The organism is Pseudonocardia autotrophica (genome assembly GCF_003945385.1).
In the GTDB taxonomy this organism is placed as follows: domain Bacteria; phylum Actinomycetota; class Actinomycetes; order Mycobacteriales; family Pseudonocardiaceae; genus Pseudonocardia; species Pseudonocardia autotrophica.
In genome coordinates this window covers 1,476,510-1,492,309 of the sequence record NZ_AP018920.1, presented here as the reverse complement: position 1 = coordinate 1,492,309, position 15,800 = coordinate 1,476,510, and the positions used below count along the sequence as shown (strand labels likewise).

Genomic DNA, 15,800 nt, shown 5'->3' with positions numbered 1-15,800 from the left:
GCAGCGGAGCAGCACGGGAGTACAGCACCGGTACTCGGGCTCAGTCCGGCACCGGCCCCAGCAGAGCCGGCTCGGTGGCGGCCGCGCTCAATCGTGCGTGCGGATCGGCCACCAGCCTCCTGGTGCCGACATCGAGCACGCCCATCGTGCACTCCACCTCGGCCGCCAGATCGTCCACCGGCGTTCCGGCGCGATCGGCGATCCGCCGGATCCGGTGACTCATCGTGAACGGCTTGCGCCGGGTGAAGGCGATCTCCGAGTCGACCTCCAGCGTCTCCCCGGCGCGCAGCTCGGCGCGGAAGTGAACAGTCGTCGACAACAGGACGACGGTCAGCTCCCGGCCTGCCAACACGTCCTCGGACAGTCCGCTCGCGCGGAAGTGCTCCATCCGGGCGTGCTCGGCGTACTGGTGATAGACGGCGTGGTTGACGTGCCCGTTCACGTCCATCTCATAGCTCCGCACACCGATCCGGACGACGAACCGGGCGGGCTGCTCTGCGCTCATGGCCGCCACCCTGACATCCCGCCCGGCAGCCGGCGGAACCTCACTCACCCGGGCGCGCGGAACGTTTGTGCGACCCGTGACCGCGGCCGTAGGGTGAAGGGCCGTCCTGACTAGGGTGGGACCTGAACAGCACGAACGGCACGTCAAGCAACGGCGGCCGGTTGTCACTCACGGTGAGGCCCCGCGGAGCGCGGGTGGCCGCCGACGGCGACGACTGTCGAGGGAGCACGAGACACATGAGCAGTGAGACGCCCACCGGGGTGGGGGACGAGCAGGGCCCCGACGTCGGCGAGGTCGTCCGCTTCGAGGTGGTCGAGCACACGGGTGGCGCCGTCGTCGTCCACGTGCACGGCGAGATCGACACGATGACCGCACCCGTACTCACCGAGCGCCTGGCCGACCAGATCCCGTCCGCGAGCCTGCTCGTCGTGGATCTGTCCCGGGTGACGTTCCTGGGATCGGCCGGGCTGGCCGCTCTCGTCGAGGCCAAGGAGAAGACCGCGGGCGCCGACCGCAGGCTGCGGCTCGTCTGCGGCTCGCACGCGGTGACCCGCGCGCTGGAGGCGACCAGCCTGCTGTCCCTGTTCGACGTCGCCGACGGGGTCCCGGAGGCGCTCCGGACGGCATGACCCGACTCCGGTCGGGCGCCCGGCAGGCACGATGAGCTCGCCCCGCACCCAGATCCCCGGCACGGACCCGGCACCGCCCGGTCCGCTCCGGGTGGTCGCCGACGACGTCCGGGCCGGTCGCCGGAGCGCCGCCGGAATCGCCGACGCGCTGCTCGACGCCCTCGACCGCGCCGATTCGGGCTCCCCGCTGATCACCGTCGACGCCGACCCCGTCCGGGCCGCCGCCACCGCGGTGGACCGCAGGGCCGACCGGTTCGCGCTGCCGCTCGCCGGCGTCGCGGTCGTGGTGGAGGAGGGCATCTCGGTCGCCGGGCGCGGCGACGAACCGGTCCGCAGGCTGCGTGCCGCGGGCGCGCTGATCGCCGGCCGGGCCCGCACCGCCGCGTTCGCGATCGGACCGGACGGCTCCCCCGGCGGACGGGCGACGGCGGCCACGGTCGCCACCGGGACCGTGCCGCTCGGGATCGGTATCGACGGCGACGGCGCGCTGCGGGCCGCCGCGGCAGCGCACGGCCTCGCCGCGCTGAAGCCGGGCCGCCGGGTGCTCCCGCTCCCGCCGGGTGAGGAACGCCGCTGGTCCGGTCTGGCCGAGACCACACTCGTCGCTGCGGGCCCGGCCGACCTGGTCCCGGTGCTGAACGCGCTGACCACCGACGCCCGGCACACCAGCGGGGCGGAGCCGGGGCAGCCGGTCGGGTCGCTGGTCTGCTCGCTGCGTACCGGGCGGACCCGGCTCGCCGGACCGGCCGCCGCCACCGCGGTGCACGAGGCGATCCGGGTGCTCGACGCCGCCGGGATCGGCCTGGTCGCCGACGACCCGCCGTACCGGGCCGTGCTGCCGGTGCACGGCGCCCGGCGCAGGCAGGCCGGGCTCGCCCGCCGGGTCGAGGATCTGCAGCTGGATCCGGCGCAGCTGCCGCGGGCGGCCCGCAGCGCGCTGCGCCGGGGCCGCCGGGTGCGCCGCCTCGGCGGGCTCCGGCCAGCCACCCCCGCCTCCTGGCGGCAGCGCCTGGTCGGCTGGCTGGACGCCGCCGGTGCCGAGGCCGCCCTGCTGCCGGTCACCGCGGGCCCGGCGGGCGCCGGATCGACCGGTCTGGCCGCGTGGAACCTGGCCGGGCTGCCCTCGCTGGTCACGCCGGTGCACCCGGGCCCGGGCCGGACCTGTGTGCAGCTGGTCGGCCGGCCGGGATCGGAACACCGGCTGCTGGCGACCGCGGCACTGCTCGTCGGGGACTGAACCCCTCAGCCGGCGGGCGGGGGCTCCCAGTGGCCGGTGGCCAGGAACGTCTCGAGGGTCGCCGTGTACGGAGCGAGATCCATGCCCTGCGCGGCGACCCAGTCGTCGTCGAAGTAGCTGTGCCGGTACCGCTCGCCACCGTCGCAGATCAGCGTCACGACGCTGCCCCTCCGCCCGGCCCGGACCATCTCCGCGACCAGCTGGTAGAGGCCCCACAGGTTGGTGCCGGTCGAGCCGCCGACCCAGCGGCCGGTGAGCGTCCGCAGGTGCCGGGCGGCCGCGATGCTGGCCGCGTCCGGTACCGGGAACATCCGGTCGATCACCGACGGCACGAAGCTGGGCTCCATCCGGGGCCGCCCGATCCCCTCGATCCGGGACGGCATACCGGTCGCGTAGTCGGGCACGCCGAGCGCCCAGCCGTTCAGGAACGCCGAGTTCTCCGGATCGACGACGGCGAGCCGGGTCGGCAGCCGCCGGTAGCGCAGGTAGCGGCCGATCGTCGCCGACGTCCCGCCGGTCCCGGCACCGACGACGATCCACTCCGGCACCGGATACGGCTCGTCGGCGAGCTGGCTGAGCATCGACTCGGCGATGTTGTTGTTGCCACGCCAGTCGGTGGCCCGCTCGGCGTAGGTGAACTGGTCGAGGTAGTGCCCGCCGGACTCGGCGGCCAGCCGCTCCGCCTCGTCGTAGACCTGGGTGCCGTGCTCCACGAAGTGGCAGCGGCCGCCCTCGCGCTCGATCAGCGCGACCTTCTCCGGGCTGGTGGAGCGCGGCATCACCGCGACGAACGGCAGCCCGAGCAGCCGCGCGAAGTACGCCTCGGACACCGCGGTGGATCCCGAGCTGGCCTCGACCACGGTCGTGCCCTCGCCGATCCAGCCGGAGGCCAGCCCGTAGAGGAACAGCGACCGGGCCAGCCGGTGCTTGAGGCTGCCGGTGGGGTGCACCGACTCGTCCTTGAGGTAGGCCTGCACGCCCCACTCGGCGGGCAGCTCCAGTACGTGCAGGTGGGTGTCGGCGGACCGGTTCGCGTCGGCCTGGACCCGGCGCATCGCCTCGTCCACCCAGGCGCGGGTACGGGCACAGGATCGGTCGAGGGGCTGCACGGGCCGAGCCTAGGCGACTCCGGCGCCCGGAGAAGATCGTCACCCACCCCGGGCCGGGCGGTCCCCGGCCCGCCCGTCGACCGTGCAGGGCCCCGTCACCCGCCGTCGGCCGCCGGACCGGATCCGTCCGCCGAACGGGGGCTGTTCGACAACGCTCCTGACATCGACACTGACGCACCGTGAGGACAGCGTGAGCAAGGTACGCGGCGAGCGGCGTCCGGGCGGCACGGCGGACCGGTGGAGCGAGCTCCTCGGGCGCAGGCACTCCGGGACCGCATCGGGAAGGACCGACGGCGACGTGAACGGTGACGGGACCCCGGGCGTGCCCCCGGAGGCGGACCGCGGCGTGGCCGGTGACGGGGGTACCGACTCCGACGATGTGCGCGACGACGAGCGGACCCGCTCCACCGAGAGCGCGGCCCGGGCGGGCGCGACGACCCCCGCCGGATCTCCTGACGGCGACGGCGCCGAGCCAGCGGGCCAGGGCTCCGCGGCCCCCGTCGAGGAGCTGCTGGTGCGGCTCGCCGCCGCCGAGCGGGCGCTGACCGAGGCCGAGACCGCCCGCGCCGAGGCCGTCCGGCGCGCCGAAGCGCTCGCGGCGGAGCTGGAGCGAGCCCGTGCGACGCCGCCGGAGACGTTCGGCATGCGTGCCGACAAGGTGCTCCGGATGGCTCAGCACGAGGCCGCGCAGCGCCTCCGGGACGCCGAGGCCGAGGCCGCGGCGCTGCGCGAGAACGCCGGTGCCGAGGCCGCCAGGATCACCGACGACGCCTACACCGAGGCCATCCGCATCACCTCCGACGCCCGGGCCGAGGTCGACGCGGCCATGGCCGCCGGGGCGACCGCGCGCCGGGACAGCGAGCTCGTCGCGGACACCGCCGCGTCGATGCACGCGCACGTGAACGGCCTGCGCAGCAGCGTGCGCGCCGAGCTGGCCCGGGTGCACGCCCTGCTGGGTGCCGAGATCGGCCGGCTCGACGCGCCGCCGCTCCCCGGGACGGGCGCGGTCCGCGGCCCGGACCCACAGGCCGCCCGTCCGGGGTCGTCGGACACCGGGCCGGTCCCGGCGGTCACAGGCTCCGGGTCGATGGTCGCGGGCTCCGTGCCGACGGTCGCGGGCTCCGTGCCGACGGTCGCGGGCTCCGTGCCGACGGTCGCGGGCTCCGTGCCGCCGCGCCCCCGTCCGGCCCCCGCGCACGCCCTGCGTGATCCCGCTGCGGCCACCCCGGGCTCCGGGCCGGCCGCGGGGGCGGACACCGGTGAGCTGCCGGTGTTCTCAGCGCCCGTCGTCTCGCAGCCCCCGGTCTCCCAGCCCGCGATCACGCAGCCCGCAGTACCGCAGCCCCCCGTCACGGTGCCCGTCGTCTCGCTGCCCGCGCAGCGTGGCTCCGGGAGCGGGCCGGCGCCCGCGGACGCACCCGAGGCCCGGGCCGGCGCCCCGGCCGGCGGCAGCGACCCGGCCGGTGGTTTCGGCAGCGACGCGGCAGGCGGCACTGCGGTGGACCCCGACCAGGAGGGCGACCGGGTGTCCGCGGGAGCGGTGGCCGCGGACGAGCCGGGTGCCGCCGGGGCGGATGTGCGCGGACCGGACCCGGAGGCCTGAACCAGAGCTCTACTGCTCCACGCGCCTGCTGCTGAGGCCTGCAGCTCCGGAGGCCTGCTCGGCGATCCGGTGCCGGATCGCCGAGCGATGGTGGCCGCGCCGCGCACACCGGTGACGCCCCATTGCGCTGCGCACCGGTCGTTCCGGGCGGTACCGCGAACGGCCCAACACTCCTGCTCCCGAGTGGCGGACCCGCACCGGGGTGCCTACCGTCGGGCCAATGACCGACTCCCGCCGCCCAGGCCCCGGCAACGCCGACGGCTCCCTCGGTGGGACGACCCGGACCGATACCACCCCACCGGATACCGGTCCCGACGACGCCGACAACTCGGACGGCCTGCAGATCGGGACCACCTCCCCCTCCGAGGGCGTCGTCGTGGTCACCGTGGGCGGTGAGCTGGACATGCTGACCGCACCCGAGCTGCGCGCGGCCGTCTCCGAACGGATCGCCTCGGTGGAGCTCGTGGTGCTGGCCCTCGACGATGTGCGGTTCCTCGGCACCAGCGGACTGGCCGCGCTGATCGAGCTCCGCGAGCAGGCCCACCGGACCGGTGTCGAGCTGCGGATCGCCTGCACCGAACGACGGGTGCTGCGACCGATCGGGATCGCCGGGCTGCACCATCTGTTCGACATCCACGACGACGTTCCCGCCGCCCTGAACTCCTGAGGAGTGTGACGCGCATCACAGTTCGCTCGCACACAGCTCCGGCACCCCCGGCCGCATCGGCGCCGTGAGCAGGGTCGATGGTCCCGAAACGGATGGGATCATCATGACCGGGCGGGTCGGGACACCTCTCGACAAGCCGCACCCGAAGACGGCCACGTTTGCCGCGGGACGCCCCCGGGAACCGACTGGCAACAGCAGCCGCCCTCCGGGTGCCGATCGACGAGGTGAGCACGTGAGCGACATTTCCCGGCTTCCCGGCCCGATGGACGACGAGTGGCAGTGGCAGCGTCTCGGAGCGTGCCGCGGGATGGACAGCGCCGTCTTCTTCCACCCTGACGGCGAGCGCAACCCGTCGCGCTCGCGTCGCACCGAGCAGGCCAAGCAGGTCTGCCGCAGCTGTCCGGTGATCCAGGAGTGCCGCCGGTTCGCGCTGGCGAGCCGGGAGCCGTTCGGGGTCTGGGGCGGCCTGGGCGAGTCCGAGCGGCGCGCGGTACTCGAGCGCCGCGACAACGTCCGCACCGCTGACGCCCCCGGCCTGGTCGCCGCCGCGGGCTGAGCCCGCCCCGGCTCTGCTGATCAGCAACTGCCGATCAGCAACTACCGATCAACGACGGCCGATCCGCTACTGCCCGTCAGCTACGGCCGATCCGCTACTGCCCGTCGGCTGCGGCCCGTCAGCTGCGGCCGGTCAGCGGCGTTCGGGCTCGCGGGCACCGACCGGGCGTCGTCCTGAGCGGCCCAGGCCCGGCCCAACCGCCGGTCAGCAGCTGCCGGTGAGCGGCGCCCCGTCGGCCGATACCGACCGGGCGTCGTCCTGAGCGGTCCCGGCCCGGCCCGGCGGCCGGTAGGGCAGCACCGGCAGTCCGTACACCCGGGCGACCCGGCGGACGGCGCGCCGGACCACCTCGATCTCCGGGTCCGCCACCACGCCGGCGGGGGCCGGGGCGACACAGAACGTGTCCTCGTCGGGATCGAAGCCGACGAGCTCGGACAGCGCGGCGACGAGATCCTCCTCGTCGCCGTCCTGCAGCGTCCACCGCAGCCCGAGCCGGTGCAGCCGCACCTTCCCGGAGGGCACCCGGGTGACCGGCATCGTGATCGGGTCCGGTTCGGACACCACGTCGTCGCCCGGATAGTCCTCCGCGTCGGCCGGCGCGACCAGGCGTTGCCCACCGGCCGGGTCGGTTCGCACCACCAGCAGGTCGGTCTCACCGGCGCTGCCGGACAGCTCGGCCAGCGCCCCTCCGGCCCGGGCGGACTCGGCCTCGGTGAGCGCCACGGCCACCAGCCTGCGCGGCCGGGCCACGTCCTGCCCCACGACGATCACGCGCCTTCCGGATCCGTCCGCTGCTCCCTGGCGGACACTAGACCGCGGACGCGGCGCCGCGGCGCACCGGGCACACCCCCTTCCGGACGAGTGGATGCGCATGCGCCGCGAGCGGATCGACGACGACGGCCGTCGCCCCCGAGCCGTCGGCGTCACGTGATCGCAAATCACCCGCTCACGGCCACCGGTACCGATCGGCGGCCGGACGGACGAGCGGTCTCACACGTCCGGCGGGCGGTGCGATGCGCTCTGTGACCGCCGGTCGGCCGTCCGGGTCACCCGTGGTCGTCGAGCCGGATCGCCAGCAGCGCGATGTCGTCGTCCAGCCGCTCGGGCCGGCAGGTCTCCAGCACGTGCTCCACCACGCTCTCCGGCGTCGCGTCCTGCGGGAGTTCCGCGACGGTCCGTTCGAGCAGCTCGGCCCGCTCATCGGCGTCCTCACCGGCCACGTCGGTCAGGCCGTCGGTGTAGAAGACGAGCAGCGACCCGGCCGCACAGATCAGCGTCGCCTCGTCCCGGGGCGGCCCGGTGGCGCGACCGAGCGCGGGCACCGCGCCCAGCATCGGTGAGTGGTGCGCGTCCAGCCGGACGAGCGCACGGCCCGGCTCACGCAGCAGCGGCGCGGGATGCCCGGCGTTGGTGTAGGTGAGCTCCCGGGAGCCGTCCGGGGCCGCCGGGCCCAGCCGCGCGTACACGGCGGTCGCCATCGCGGCGATGTCCAGGCCCTGCACCAGCTGATCGCAGCGGTCCAGCACCGAACCCGGCCGGTCACCGCCCCAGGCGTAGGAGCGCAGCACACCGCGCAGCTGGCCCATCGCCGCCGCGGCCGCCAGGTCGTGCCCGACGACGTCACCGACCGCGGCGCCGACCGAACCGTCCGGCAGCGGCAGCACGTCGTACCAGTCGCCGCCGACCTGGTTGCCGTCCGCGCCCACCACGTAGCGGGCCGCGACGTGCATGCCGGGCACCTCCGGCAGCGCGGGCAGCAGGCTGTGCTGCAGGGTCGCGGCGGCCGCCCGTTCCACCTCGTAGAGCCGGGCGTTGTCCAGCGCCAACCCGGCCCGACCGGCGAGGTCGGACGCCAGGTGCAGGTCGCGGTGGGTGTAGCGGCGGCCGTACGGGAACTGGGTGTGGAAGGTGACCAGCCCCAGCACCCGCCCGCGGCCCAGCATCGGGACCACCATCGCGCTGCGCAACCGCAGCCGCTCGTACTCCTGCGCCGCCACCGGGTCGTCCGGGTGCGCGTCCCGGCCGTCCTCGGGCAGCTCCCCGATCAGGTACGGCCGGCCCGCCCGCATCGCCGCCGCGGCCGGCTCCTCGAGCCGGAGCGTGCGCAGCGGCCCGGGCCGCACCAGGAGCTCCTCGTCGGAGGCGTCCCTGGCGGCCACGCCGAGGCGCCGGCGGCTGTCGCCGTCCGGCGAGTCGAGCAGATCCACGGTGCACAGGTCGGCGAGCTCGGGCACCGCGATCCGGGCGAACCGGGTGCAGACGTCACCGACGTCGAAAGCCGAGGTCATCTGCGTGGTGGCCTCGGCGAGCAGGCGCAGCTGGGCCCGTGCCTCCTCGGCCTCGGCCAGCGCCGCCCGCCGCTCCTGCTCGACGATCACCCGCTCCGTGACGTCGCTCTGCACCCCGACGAAGTTGACCAGCCGGCCGTCCCCGTCGAGCACCGGGGACACCGAGATCTGGTTCCAGAACGCCGTACCGTCGCGCCGGTAGTTCAGCAGCACCTCGGTGACCGGACGTCGCTCACGCAGCGCACGCGCGATCCGGGCCACGGCGCCGCGGTCGGTGTTCGGCCCCTGCAGGAACCGGCAGTTGCGGCCGATGACCTCGTCCAGCGGGTACCCGGTCAACCGCTCGAACGACGGGTTCACCCAGGCCAGCGGGTCGTCGTCGCGGTGCGGGTCGGAGATCGTGAAGGACATCTCGGTGGCCAGCACCGCGCGATCCCGCAGGAACTCCATCCGGTCCCGGTCCCGGGTCCCGGACCCGGCCAGCGGGAGCAGCACGACCAGCGCCCGGGAGTTCCCGGCGTGATAGGTGTCGGTGACCCCCTCGGCCGGATCGGCCAGCGCGAACCCGGTGATCCAGACCAGGGCGGTCACGGCGGTCGCGCCGCTGCCGCCGTCCACCGGCACACCCTCGCGGTCGGGCACCAGCGCCGGGCCGTGCAGCGCCACCGGCTCCCCCGGCACCTGCTCCCCCGCCGCGATCCGGTCCAGTGGGGAGGCCCCGTCCGGGTACTCCCGGCCGTCCGGGTCGGTCAGCCGGACGATCTCCGCCCACTCCCGGACATCGGCCGGCAGCGCCACCGGCTCCCCGGGGAGCTCCAGCGCGGTGGTGTTGGCGTAGACGATCCGCCGCCGCTCGATGTCGATCATCAGCACGGCGACCCTGGTGCCACCGCGGACGTGCGGCAGCTGCGGCCTGCTGGGCTGCTCGCCGAGCTGGTCGCCGAGGAGCCCGCCGGACAGCGCGACGGCCTGGTCGACGGCCCTGCCGACGGCGTCGTCGGGCGGCGGGCCGGGCTGCGGGCCGGCGGCGTCCGTACCGGCGTCGGGGTACCGGGAGCTCACCCCGACGAGCCTAGAGCCAGGCGCCCACCGTGGCCCGCCGGGACCGGCCGGTATCGTCAGGCCGCCGCCCTCCGGGGCGGCGACGACCATGCTCGCAAGGCCCCGTCGAGACCACGGCGGGGGCGCCCGAGGAGTCGACGCGGCAACGCGACCGACTGGAGGTGATCCCCCTGCCCGGATCGACACCGGCGCAGCCGTCCAGGGACGACGGCGAGCCGGCAGGACAGCACGCCGCCCTCCCCGGCGGCCTGAAGCTGTCCTTCTCCTCCCCCCGGAGCGATCTCACCGTGCTGAGCGTCTCCGGTGAGATCGACACGCTCACCGCACCGCATCTCGGCGCCGCCCTCGACGACCTCCTGGAGCGCGCCGACCGGCAGATCGCGATCGATCTCGAGGGGGTCACCTTCCTCGCCTCCAGCGGGCTCGGGGCGCTGATCCACACCGCGCGCCAGGCGGCCCGCGACGACCGCAGGCTGTTCGTGGTGGCGACCAGCCGGGCGGTGCTCCGCCCGCTCGAGGTCACCGGTTCCGCCCAGCTGTTCACCGTGGTCGGGGACCGGGCCGGGATCCCCGGGCCGTGACACCGCTCCCCCGGCCTGCACGCAGCGCCGCGGCGCGCCATCATCCAGCACCGACACCGAGCCGATGAAAGGACGTCCAGCGTGGCCCAGGAGGACTCCCCGAGCGTTCCCGCCGACCAGGGCAGCGCGCCGACGGTCGAGATCCGGACGGCGGCCCGGCCTGCGCTGATCCCGACGGTGCGGGCCGTCGCGTCCGATCTCGCGGCCCGCGCCGACTTCGATCTCGACGCCATCTCCGATCTCCGGATGGCGGTTGACGAGGCCTGCGCGACCCTGGTCGGGCTCGCCGCACCCGGCTCGTCCCTGCGATGCACCTTCGACGTGCACGGCGAACGGATCGACGTCGCCGCACAGGTGTCCACCGGTGAGACCACCGACCTCCCCACCGACAGCTTCGGCTGGCGGGTACTCCAGACACTCGCCGACCAGGTCGCGGTCGAGACCGGTGAGGGGGACGGGGGCCGCCCGGCGCTCACCATCCGGCTGCACAAGCTCGCCGGGCCCGGACTGTGACGGCGGATCCCGAGTACGCGCACCTCACACCGCTCCTCGAGCAGTACGCCGGTCTCGACGCCGACGACCCGCGCCGTGAGGCCCTGCGGGACCAGCTGGTCACCGGCTACCTGCCGGTCGCCCAGCACATCGCGCGCCGGTTCAACCACCGAGGTGAGCCGCTCGACGACCTGGTCCAGGTCGCGACCGTCGGCCTGATCAACGCGATCGACCGGTTCGATCCGGCCAAGGGCGGCGAGTTCTTCTCGTTCGCCGTGCCCACCATCTCCGGCGAGGTGCGCAGGCATTTCCGCGACCAGAGCTGGTCGATGCGGGTGCCGCGGCGTCTCAAGGACATGCACGTCTCGATCAACGGCGCGGTCTCCGAGCTGTCCCAGCGGCTCGGCAGGGCGCCGAAGCCCTCCGAGCTGGCCCAGCACCTCGATCTCCCGGTCAACGAGGTCCTGCAGGGCCTCGAGGCCGCCGAGGCGTACCGCAGCTCCTCGCTCGACGAGATGCTCTCCTCCGAGGACGGCAGCGCCACCGTCGGCGAGCTCGTCGGTGACGCCGACGCCGAACTCGACCGGGTCGACTACCGCGAGTCGCTGCGCCCGCTGCTCGCCGAGCTGGCACCGCGCGAACGCACCATCGTGATGCTGCGGTTCTTCGGCAACCGCACCCAGACCCAGATCGCGGACGAGGTCGGCATCTCCCAGATGCACGTCTCCCGGCTGCTGTCGCAGACCCTGACCCGGCTCCGGAACCGGCTGGATCCGGACGACCGGACACTGTGACCAACGCCCCCGCACGAAACGGGCGGGGGACGACGAAAATCATCCCGAGCTGACCGGCAGCGGAGCCGGCGCCGATCGTGGAGGGGGCCCGGTGACTGGACCGGAGCACGTACTGGTCGTCGGAGCCGGCCTGGCCGGCCTGCGCACCGTGGAGGGGCTGCGCCGGGCCGGGCACGACGGCCGGATCAGCCTGGTCGGCGCCGAGAAGCACCTCCCCTACGACCGGCCACCGCTGTCCAAGCAGTACCTGGCCGGCGAGTGGGACCGCGCCCGGATCGATCTGATCGCCGCCGAGGGGCTCACCGAGCTGGGTGTGCGGATGCACCTCGGGCGCCGCGCCGTCGCGCTGCGCGCCGGCGAGGTCGAGCTCGACGACGGCAGCACCCTGCACGCCGACGCGATCGTGCTCGCGGTCGGCGTCGTCGCGCGCACGCTCGACGGTCAGCCGCCCTCGGCACACGTCCTGCGCAGCGTCGACGAGTCCGACACGCTGCGCGACGCACTCGCGCAGGCGTCGTCGCTGCTGGTCGTCGGGGCCGGGTTCATCGGCGCCGAGGTGGCGAGCACCGCCCTGAACCGCGGGCTGGCGGTGACCGTGCTGGAGACCGGCCCGGTCCCGATGGCCAGGGTGCTGGGCTCCGAGGTGGGTGCGCTCGCCGCGCGGCTGGTGTCCGAGGCCGGTGCCGACCTGCGCTGCGGCGTGACCGTGTCCGCCCTGACCGAGACCGGCGCGACCCTGTCCGACGGTTCCGCGGTGACCGCCGACCAGACCGTCGTCGGGATCGGGGGCAGGCTCGACCTGGGCTGGCTGGAGCCGACCGGCCTGGACCTGACCGGCGGGATCCCGTGCGACGAGCACGGCCGGGTCGAGGGGCTGACCGGCGTCTGGGCGGTCGGCGACGCCGCCGCCTGGACCGATCCGCATTTCGGCGGGCGGGTCCGGCACGAGCACTGGACCTCGGCCACCGACCAGGCCGCGGTCGTCGCCCGGGACATCACCGGGGCCGAGCCCCCGCCGCCGACCGTGCCCTACTTCTGGTCGGACCAGTTCGGGCTGAAGATCCAGCTGATCGGGCGGCCGGACCTCGCCGACGAGCTGCTGCCACTGCACGGCGACGGCCTCGACGGCGGCGAGATCAAGGGCACCACCGTCGGCTACCTGCGCGGGGGCGAGCTGGTCGCCGTCGTCGGATTCGGGGCGGCGCGGCGGATCGCCCGCTATCGCAAGCCGCTGGCGGCGCGGGCCGACCGCGCAGCGACCCTGGAGTTCCGGGACACCCTGACCTGAGCCGGGCCGCCGACGCTCAGCGGAAGATCGACCGGATAACGACCAGACCGACCAGCGCGCCCACCGCGATCAGCGTGTACTTGATCTTCGGGTCGGCCAGTTTCTCGGCGATCTGCTCCCGGCCACCCTCGATCAGGTTCTTCGGGTTCGCCCGGTCCGCCAACGCGTCCAGACTGTCGGCCAGCGCATCCCGGGTCTTCTCGATCTCGCGCTGGATGTTCTCGGGGTCGCGGGCCACCACGTCTCCTCCGACTCGGCCGGTGCGCATGTCGCGCGCCCGGGACTCTCCTGCTGCTCGCCGCCCCGCGGAACCGGAAGGCCTGGCTCCACGCGGGCGGCGTGGTCCACACCGTAGCCACCGTGTCCCGTACCCGCTCGCGACGGGCCGCGTGCGTCCACAACCGGCACCCAGCCGACGGAGTTGTCCACAGCCTGTGCACTCGCCGTGGCGCGGCGGGCACCGGGTGGCAGGCTGGCCGTCATGAGTACCCGGTTGCAGGCGGGCGATCCCGCCCCCGATTTCACCCTCGACGACGCCGACGGCAAGCCCGTCTCGCTCTCCGATCACCGGGGCCGCAAGGTGATCGTCTACTTCTACCCGGCCGCGAGCACCCCCGGCTGCACCAAGCAGGCCTGCGACTTCCGGGACAATCTCGCCGAGCTCGACGGCGCCGGGATCGACGTCCTCGGCATCTCCCCCGACAAGCCGGCGAAGCTCGCGACGTTCCGTGACGCCGAGGGGCTCACCTTCCCGCTGCTGTCCGACCCGGACCGGTCGGTCCTCACCGCATGGGGCGCGTTCGGCGAGAAGACCATGTACGGCAAGACCGTGACCGGCGTGATCCGTTCGACGTTCCTGATCGGCGAGGACGGCACGATCGAGGACGCGAAGTACAACGTCCGCGCCACCGGCCACGTCGCCAAGCTCCGCAAGGACTGGAAGATCTGACGTGCCGGCGGTCCGCCCGGCGGGCGGCGGCGGTGCCTGATGCCGCGCGCCCGCCGGTGGACCGACGAGCAGCTCCGCGCGGCGGTGGCCGCCTCCCACCGGTTGAGCGAGGTGTGCCGGCGGCTCGGTATCCGGCCGGGCCGCTACGACTGGTTGCGGGCGCACATCGTGCGGGTCGGGGCCGATGCCGGGCACATCCCGGACGCAGCCGCGGGGCGCCGCCGGCACCACTGGACCGACGAGCAGCTCACCGATCTGGTCCGCCGCTCCGACACCGTCGCGGCGGTGCTGCGCGGGCTCGGCTACCAGCCCAGCGGCGGCACCCACCGGCTGGTCGTCGGGCACATCCGGCGGCTCGGACTGGACATCACGCACTTCCGTGGCCGGAGCTGGGCCAGGGGCCGGTCGGTGCGAACGCGGACGGCGCGGCCGCTCGAGGAGATCCTGGTCCGCAACTCACCTCACCGCAGCACCGGCCATCTGCGCCGCCGGCTGATCTCGGCCGGGCTCAAACCGGCCCACTGTGAGCAGTGTGGGGCGGCCGAGTGGCGCGGGCGTCCGCTGCCGCTGCATCTCGACCACGTCAACGGCGACCACACCGACAACCGGCTGGAGAACCTCCGTATTCTGTGCCCGAACTGCCACGCGCTCACCGACACCTGGTGCGCGCGCAAGAGCAAGCCGGCGTAGCCCAACGGCAGAGGCACGGTCTTTAGGTGGCCGACAGTGCGGGTTCGACTCCCGTCGCCGGCACTCAGCTCGCGGGTTCCTCCGGGATCGGCCGGCGGGCCGCCACGACCACCCCGATCAGCCCCACCACCCCGCACAGCGCCGAGACCAGCAACAGCGACGGCTTCACGTGCCCGGTGACCGCGTCGCCGAGCGTCACGATCGCGATGGTGCTCGGCGTGGACCCGACCACCGTCCCGATCAGGTACGGCCAGAAGCGCACCGCCGACAGCCCGGACAGGTAGTTCATCACTGCGAACGGCACCATCGGGATGAGCCGCATCGACGTGACGGCGAGCGTGCCGTGATGGTCGAGGCGTCGCCGGACCCACAGCGCGCGGGGGTGCTCGGCCCAGCGCCCGATGATCCCGCCGCCGGTGAGCCGGACGAGCGCGAACGCGACCACCGCCGCCAGCGCCGTCGCGATGATCGCCAACGCGGTGCCGACGACCGCGCCGAACAGGACACCGGCGGAGACGGTGAACACCGTGCGCGGGAACGGCGGCACGTTCAGCAGCACCTGGAGCAGCACGAACACCACCGGCCCCCAGGGACCGGCCGCCTCGACGACCCGGCGCACCTCGCCGAACTGCGGCACCACGGACAGCCCGTAGGCGCGCGCCACCATCACCACGATGCTGACCACGAGCACCAGCCCGAGACAGCCGAGAAGGGGACGCCACCACCGCACGGCCCGAACGGTACTCAGGCCACCGACGCGACCGGCGTCACGCCTCTCGTTGCAGGACGAACCACCCATCCGGTCATGAGAGGCTTCGGTCATGAGCACTGCGAACGACGGGATCGATCCCTCCGAGCTGGACCCCGACGGCCTCGCCGTGCGCCGTGAGGTGCTCGGTGCCGACTACGTCGCCGCGGCACTGGCGAACACCGACGCGACGACCGCGGAGTTCCAGCAGCTGATCACCCGTTACGCCTGGAACGAGATCTGGACGCGGCCGGGTCTGGAGCGCCGGATGCGCTCCGCGGTGACGCTGACCGCGCTGATCGCGCACGGGCACTGGGCGGAGCTGGAGATGCACCTGCGTGCGGCCCGCCGCAACGGGCTGACCGACGGTGAGATCGTCGAGATCCTGCTGCAGACCGCGATCTACTGCGGCGTCCCGGCCGCCAACTCGGCGTTCAAGATCGCCCAGCGGGTGCTGGCGGAGCCGCCCCCGGAGTGAACCGGGCGCGGCCGCACAGCGCCCTGGGGCCCGGTCGCACAGGCCCGGTTGCACAGGCCCGGTTGGCACAGGCCCGGTTGGCACAGCCCCGGTTGGCACAGCCCCGGTTGGCACAGCCCCGGTT

Annotated in this window: 18 protein-coding genes and 1 tRNA gene; 13 read left to right on the top strand and 6 right to left on the bottom strand. The window is 74.3% G+C overall.

Annotated elements, in window-relative coordinates; translation table 11 throughout:
- Positions 1-40: 40 nt before the first annotated feature.
- Positions 41-505: an acyl-CoA thioesterase gene (locus Pdca_RS07275; RefSeq protein WP_085915477.1), complete on the bottom strand. Its 465-nt coding sequence runs from the start codon at positions 503-505 to the stop codon at positions 41-43.
- Between the two features lie 236 nt (positions 506-741).
- Here Pdca_RS07275 and Pdca_RS07270 point away from each other — a divergent pair, with 236 nt between their 5' ends.
- Positions 742-1,134, top strand: coding sequence for an STAS domain-containing protein (locus tag Pdca_RS07270; RefSeq protein ID WP_232021449.1), 393 nt, complete (start codon positions 742-744; stop codon positions 1,132-1,134).
- A 31-nt stretch (positions 1,135-1,165) separates the two neighbouring features.
- The gene (locus Pdca_RS07265) at positions 1,166-2,371 is read left to right on the top strand and encodes an amidase (RefSeq protein ID WP_085915453.1); all 1,206 of its coding nucleotides are present in this window, start codon (positions 1,166-1,168) and stop codon (positions 2,369-2,371) included.
- A 5-nt stretch (positions 2,372-2,376) separates the two neighbouring features.
- Here Pdca_RS07265 and cds1 read toward each other — a convergent pair whose 3' ends face one another.
- Positions 2,377-3,480, bottom strand: a complete 1,104-nt coding sequence (cds1, locus tag Pdca_RS07260) for an L-cysteine desulfhydrase Cds1 (protein ID WP_456300193.1) — start codon at positions 3,478-3,480, stop codon at positions 2,377-2,379.
- 190 nt (positions 3,481-3,670) lie between these two features.
- Here cds1 and Pdca_RS07255 point away from each other — a divergent pair, with 190 nt between their 5' ends.
- From Pdca_RS07255 to Pdca_RS07245, 3 genes are all read left to right on the top strand, one after another.
- Positions 3,671-5,083, top strand: coding sequence for a hypothetical protein (locus Pdca_RS07255; protein WP_085915454.1), 1,413 nt, complete (start codon positions 3,671-3,673; stop codon positions 5,081-5,083).
- Between the two features lie 220 nt (positions 5,084-5,303).
- Positions 5,304-5,750, top strand: a complete 447-nt coding sequence (locus tag Pdca_RS07250) for an anti-sigma factor antagonist (RefSeq protein WP_085915455.1) — start codon at positions 5,304-5,306, stop codon at positions 5,748-5,750.
- Between the two features lie 232 nt (positions 5,751-5,982).
- A complete protein-coding gene (locus tag Pdca_RS07245) occupies positions 5,983-6,306 on the top strand; it encodes a WhiB family transcriptional regulator (RefSeq protein WP_085915456.1) in 324 nt (107 codons plus the stop codon).
- Between the two features lie 204 nt (positions 6,307-6,510).
- On the opposite strand, the gene Pdca_RS07240 is transcribed toward Pdca_RS07245, so the two are convergent.
- Together Pdca_RS07240 and Pdca_RS07235 are read right to left on the bottom strand one after the other, a co-directional pair.
- Positions 6,511-7,077 (bottom strand): hypothetical protein, encoded by a 567-nt coding sequence (locus Pdca_RS07240; protein ID WP_085915457.1) that lies wholly within the window; start codon positions 7,075-7,077, stop codon positions 6,511-6,513.
- A gap of 275 nt (positions 7,078-7,352) precedes the next feature.
- Entirely contained in the window at positions 7,353-9,656 is a 2,304-nt protein-coding gene (locus Pdca_RS07235; protein WP_125911292.1) for a SpoIIE family protein phosphatase, read from the bottom strand.
- Positions 9,657-9,817: 161 nt separating this feature from the next.
- Here Pdca_RS07235 and Pdca_RS07230 point away from each other — a divergent pair, with 161 nt between their 5' ends.
- The 4 genes from Pdca_RS07230 to Pdca_RS07215 all read left to right on the top strand — a co-directional run bounded on the left by Pdca_RS07230 (position 9,818) and on the right by Pdca_RS07215 (position 12,811).
- Positions 9,818-10,237 carry an STAS domain-containing protein gene (locus tag Pdca_RS07230; protein WP_158092285.1) on the top strand — a complete coding sequence of 140 codons (420 nt, stop codon included), beginning with the start codon at positions 9,818-9,820 and terminating at the stop codon, positions 10,235-10,237.
- Positions 10,238-10,318: 81 nt separating this feature from the next.
- Entirely contained in the window at positions 10,319-10,750 is a 432-nt protein-coding gene (locus Pdca_RS07225) for an ATP-binding protein (protein ID WP_085915459.1), read from the top strand.
- Positions 10,747-11,523, top strand: a complete 777-nt coding sequence (locus Pdca_RS07220; protein WP_085915460.1) for a SigB/SigF/SigG family RNA polymerase sigma factor — start codon at positions 10,747-10,749, stop codon at positions 11,521-11,523. Before Pdca_RS07225 ends, Pdca_RS07220 begins: the two co-directional genes overlap by 4 nt.
- Positions 11,524-11,614: 91 nt before the next feature.
- A complete protein-coding gene (locus tag Pdca_RS07215; RefSeq protein ID WP_085915461.1) occupies positions 11,615-12,811 on the top strand; it encodes an NAD(P)/FAD-dependent oxidoreductase in 1,197 nt (398 codons plus the stop codon).
- Between the two features lie 16 nt (positions 12,812-12,827).
- Here Pdca_RS07215 and Pdca_RS07210 read toward each other — a convergent pair whose 3' ends face one another.
- Positions 12,828-13,049: a DUF3618 domain-containing protein gene (locus Pdca_RS07210; protein WP_085915462.1), complete on the bottom strand. Its 222-nt coding sequence runs from the start codon at positions 13,047-13,049 to the stop codon at positions 12,828-12,830.
- A gap of 243 nt (positions 13,050-13,292) precedes the next feature.
- On the opposite strand from Pdca_RS07210, the gene bcp reads away from it, so the two are divergent.
- The 3 genes from bcp to Pdca_RS07195 all read left to right on the top strand — a co-directional run bounded on the left by bcp (position 13,293) and on the right by Pdca_RS07195 (position 14,513).
- A complete protein-coding gene (bcp, locus tag Pdca_RS07205; protein WP_085915480.1) occupies positions 13,293-13,760 on the top strand; it encodes a thioredoxin-dependent thiol peroxidase in 468 nt (155 codons plus the stop codon).
- Between the two features lie 39 nt (positions 13,761-13,799).
- Entirely contained in the window at positions 13,800-14,450 is a 651-nt protein-coding gene (locus Pdca_RS07200) for an HNH endonuclease (protein WP_085915463.1), read from the top strand.
- Positions 14,441-14,513 (top strand) — tRNA-Leu (locus tag Pdca_RS07195). Before Pdca_RS07200 ends, Pdca_RS07195 begins: the two co-directional genes overlap by 10 nt.
- Before the next feature lies 1 nt (position 14,514).
- Here the strand turns inward: Pdca_RS07195 and Pdca_RS07190 are convergent.
- Positions 14,515-15,180, bottom strand: coding sequence for a TVP38/TMEM64 family protein (locus Pdca_RS07190; RefSeq protein ID WP_085915464.1), 666 nt, complete (start codon positions 15,178-15,180; stop codon positions 14,515-14,517).
- Between the two features lie 91 nt (positions 15,181-15,271).
- Here Pdca_RS07190 and Pdca_RS07185 point away from each other — a divergent pair, with 91 nt between their 5' ends.
- Entirely contained in the window at positions 15,272-15,676 is a 405-nt protein-coding gene (locus Pdca_RS07185; RefSeq protein WP_085915465.1) for a carboxymuconolactone decarboxylase family protein, read from the top strand.
- Positions 15,677-15,800 lie beyond the last annotated feature (124 nt).

Coding starts and splice junctions, on each gene's coding strand:
- Pdca_RS07275 (WP_085915477.1), bottom strand. CDS start 505: ATGAGCGCAGAGCAGCCCGCCCGGTTCGTCGTCCGGATCGGTGTGCGG.
- Pdca_RS07270 (WP_232021449.1), top strand. CDS start 742: ATGAGCAGTGAGACGCCCACCGGGGTGGGGGACGAGCAGGGCCCCGAC.
- Pdca_RS07265 (WP_085915453.1), top strand. CDS start 1,166: ATGAGCTCGCCCCGCACCCAGATCCCCGGCACGGACCCGGCACCGCCC.
- Pdca_RS07250 (WP_085915455.1), top strand. CDS start 5,304: ATGACCGACTCCCGCCGCCCAGGCCCCGGCAACGCCGACGGCTCCCTC.
- bcp (WP_085915480.1), top strand. CDS start 13,293: ATGAGTACCCGGTTGCAGGCGGGCGATCCCGCCCCCGATTTCACCCTC.
- Pdca_RS07200 (WP_085915463.1), top strand. CDS start 13,800: ATGCCGCGCGCCCGCCGGTGGACCGACGAGCAGCTCCGCGCGGCGGTG.
- Pdca_RS07185 (WP_085915465.1), top strand. CDS start 15,272: ATGAGCACTGCGAACGACGGGATCGATCCCTCCGAGCTGGACCCCGAC.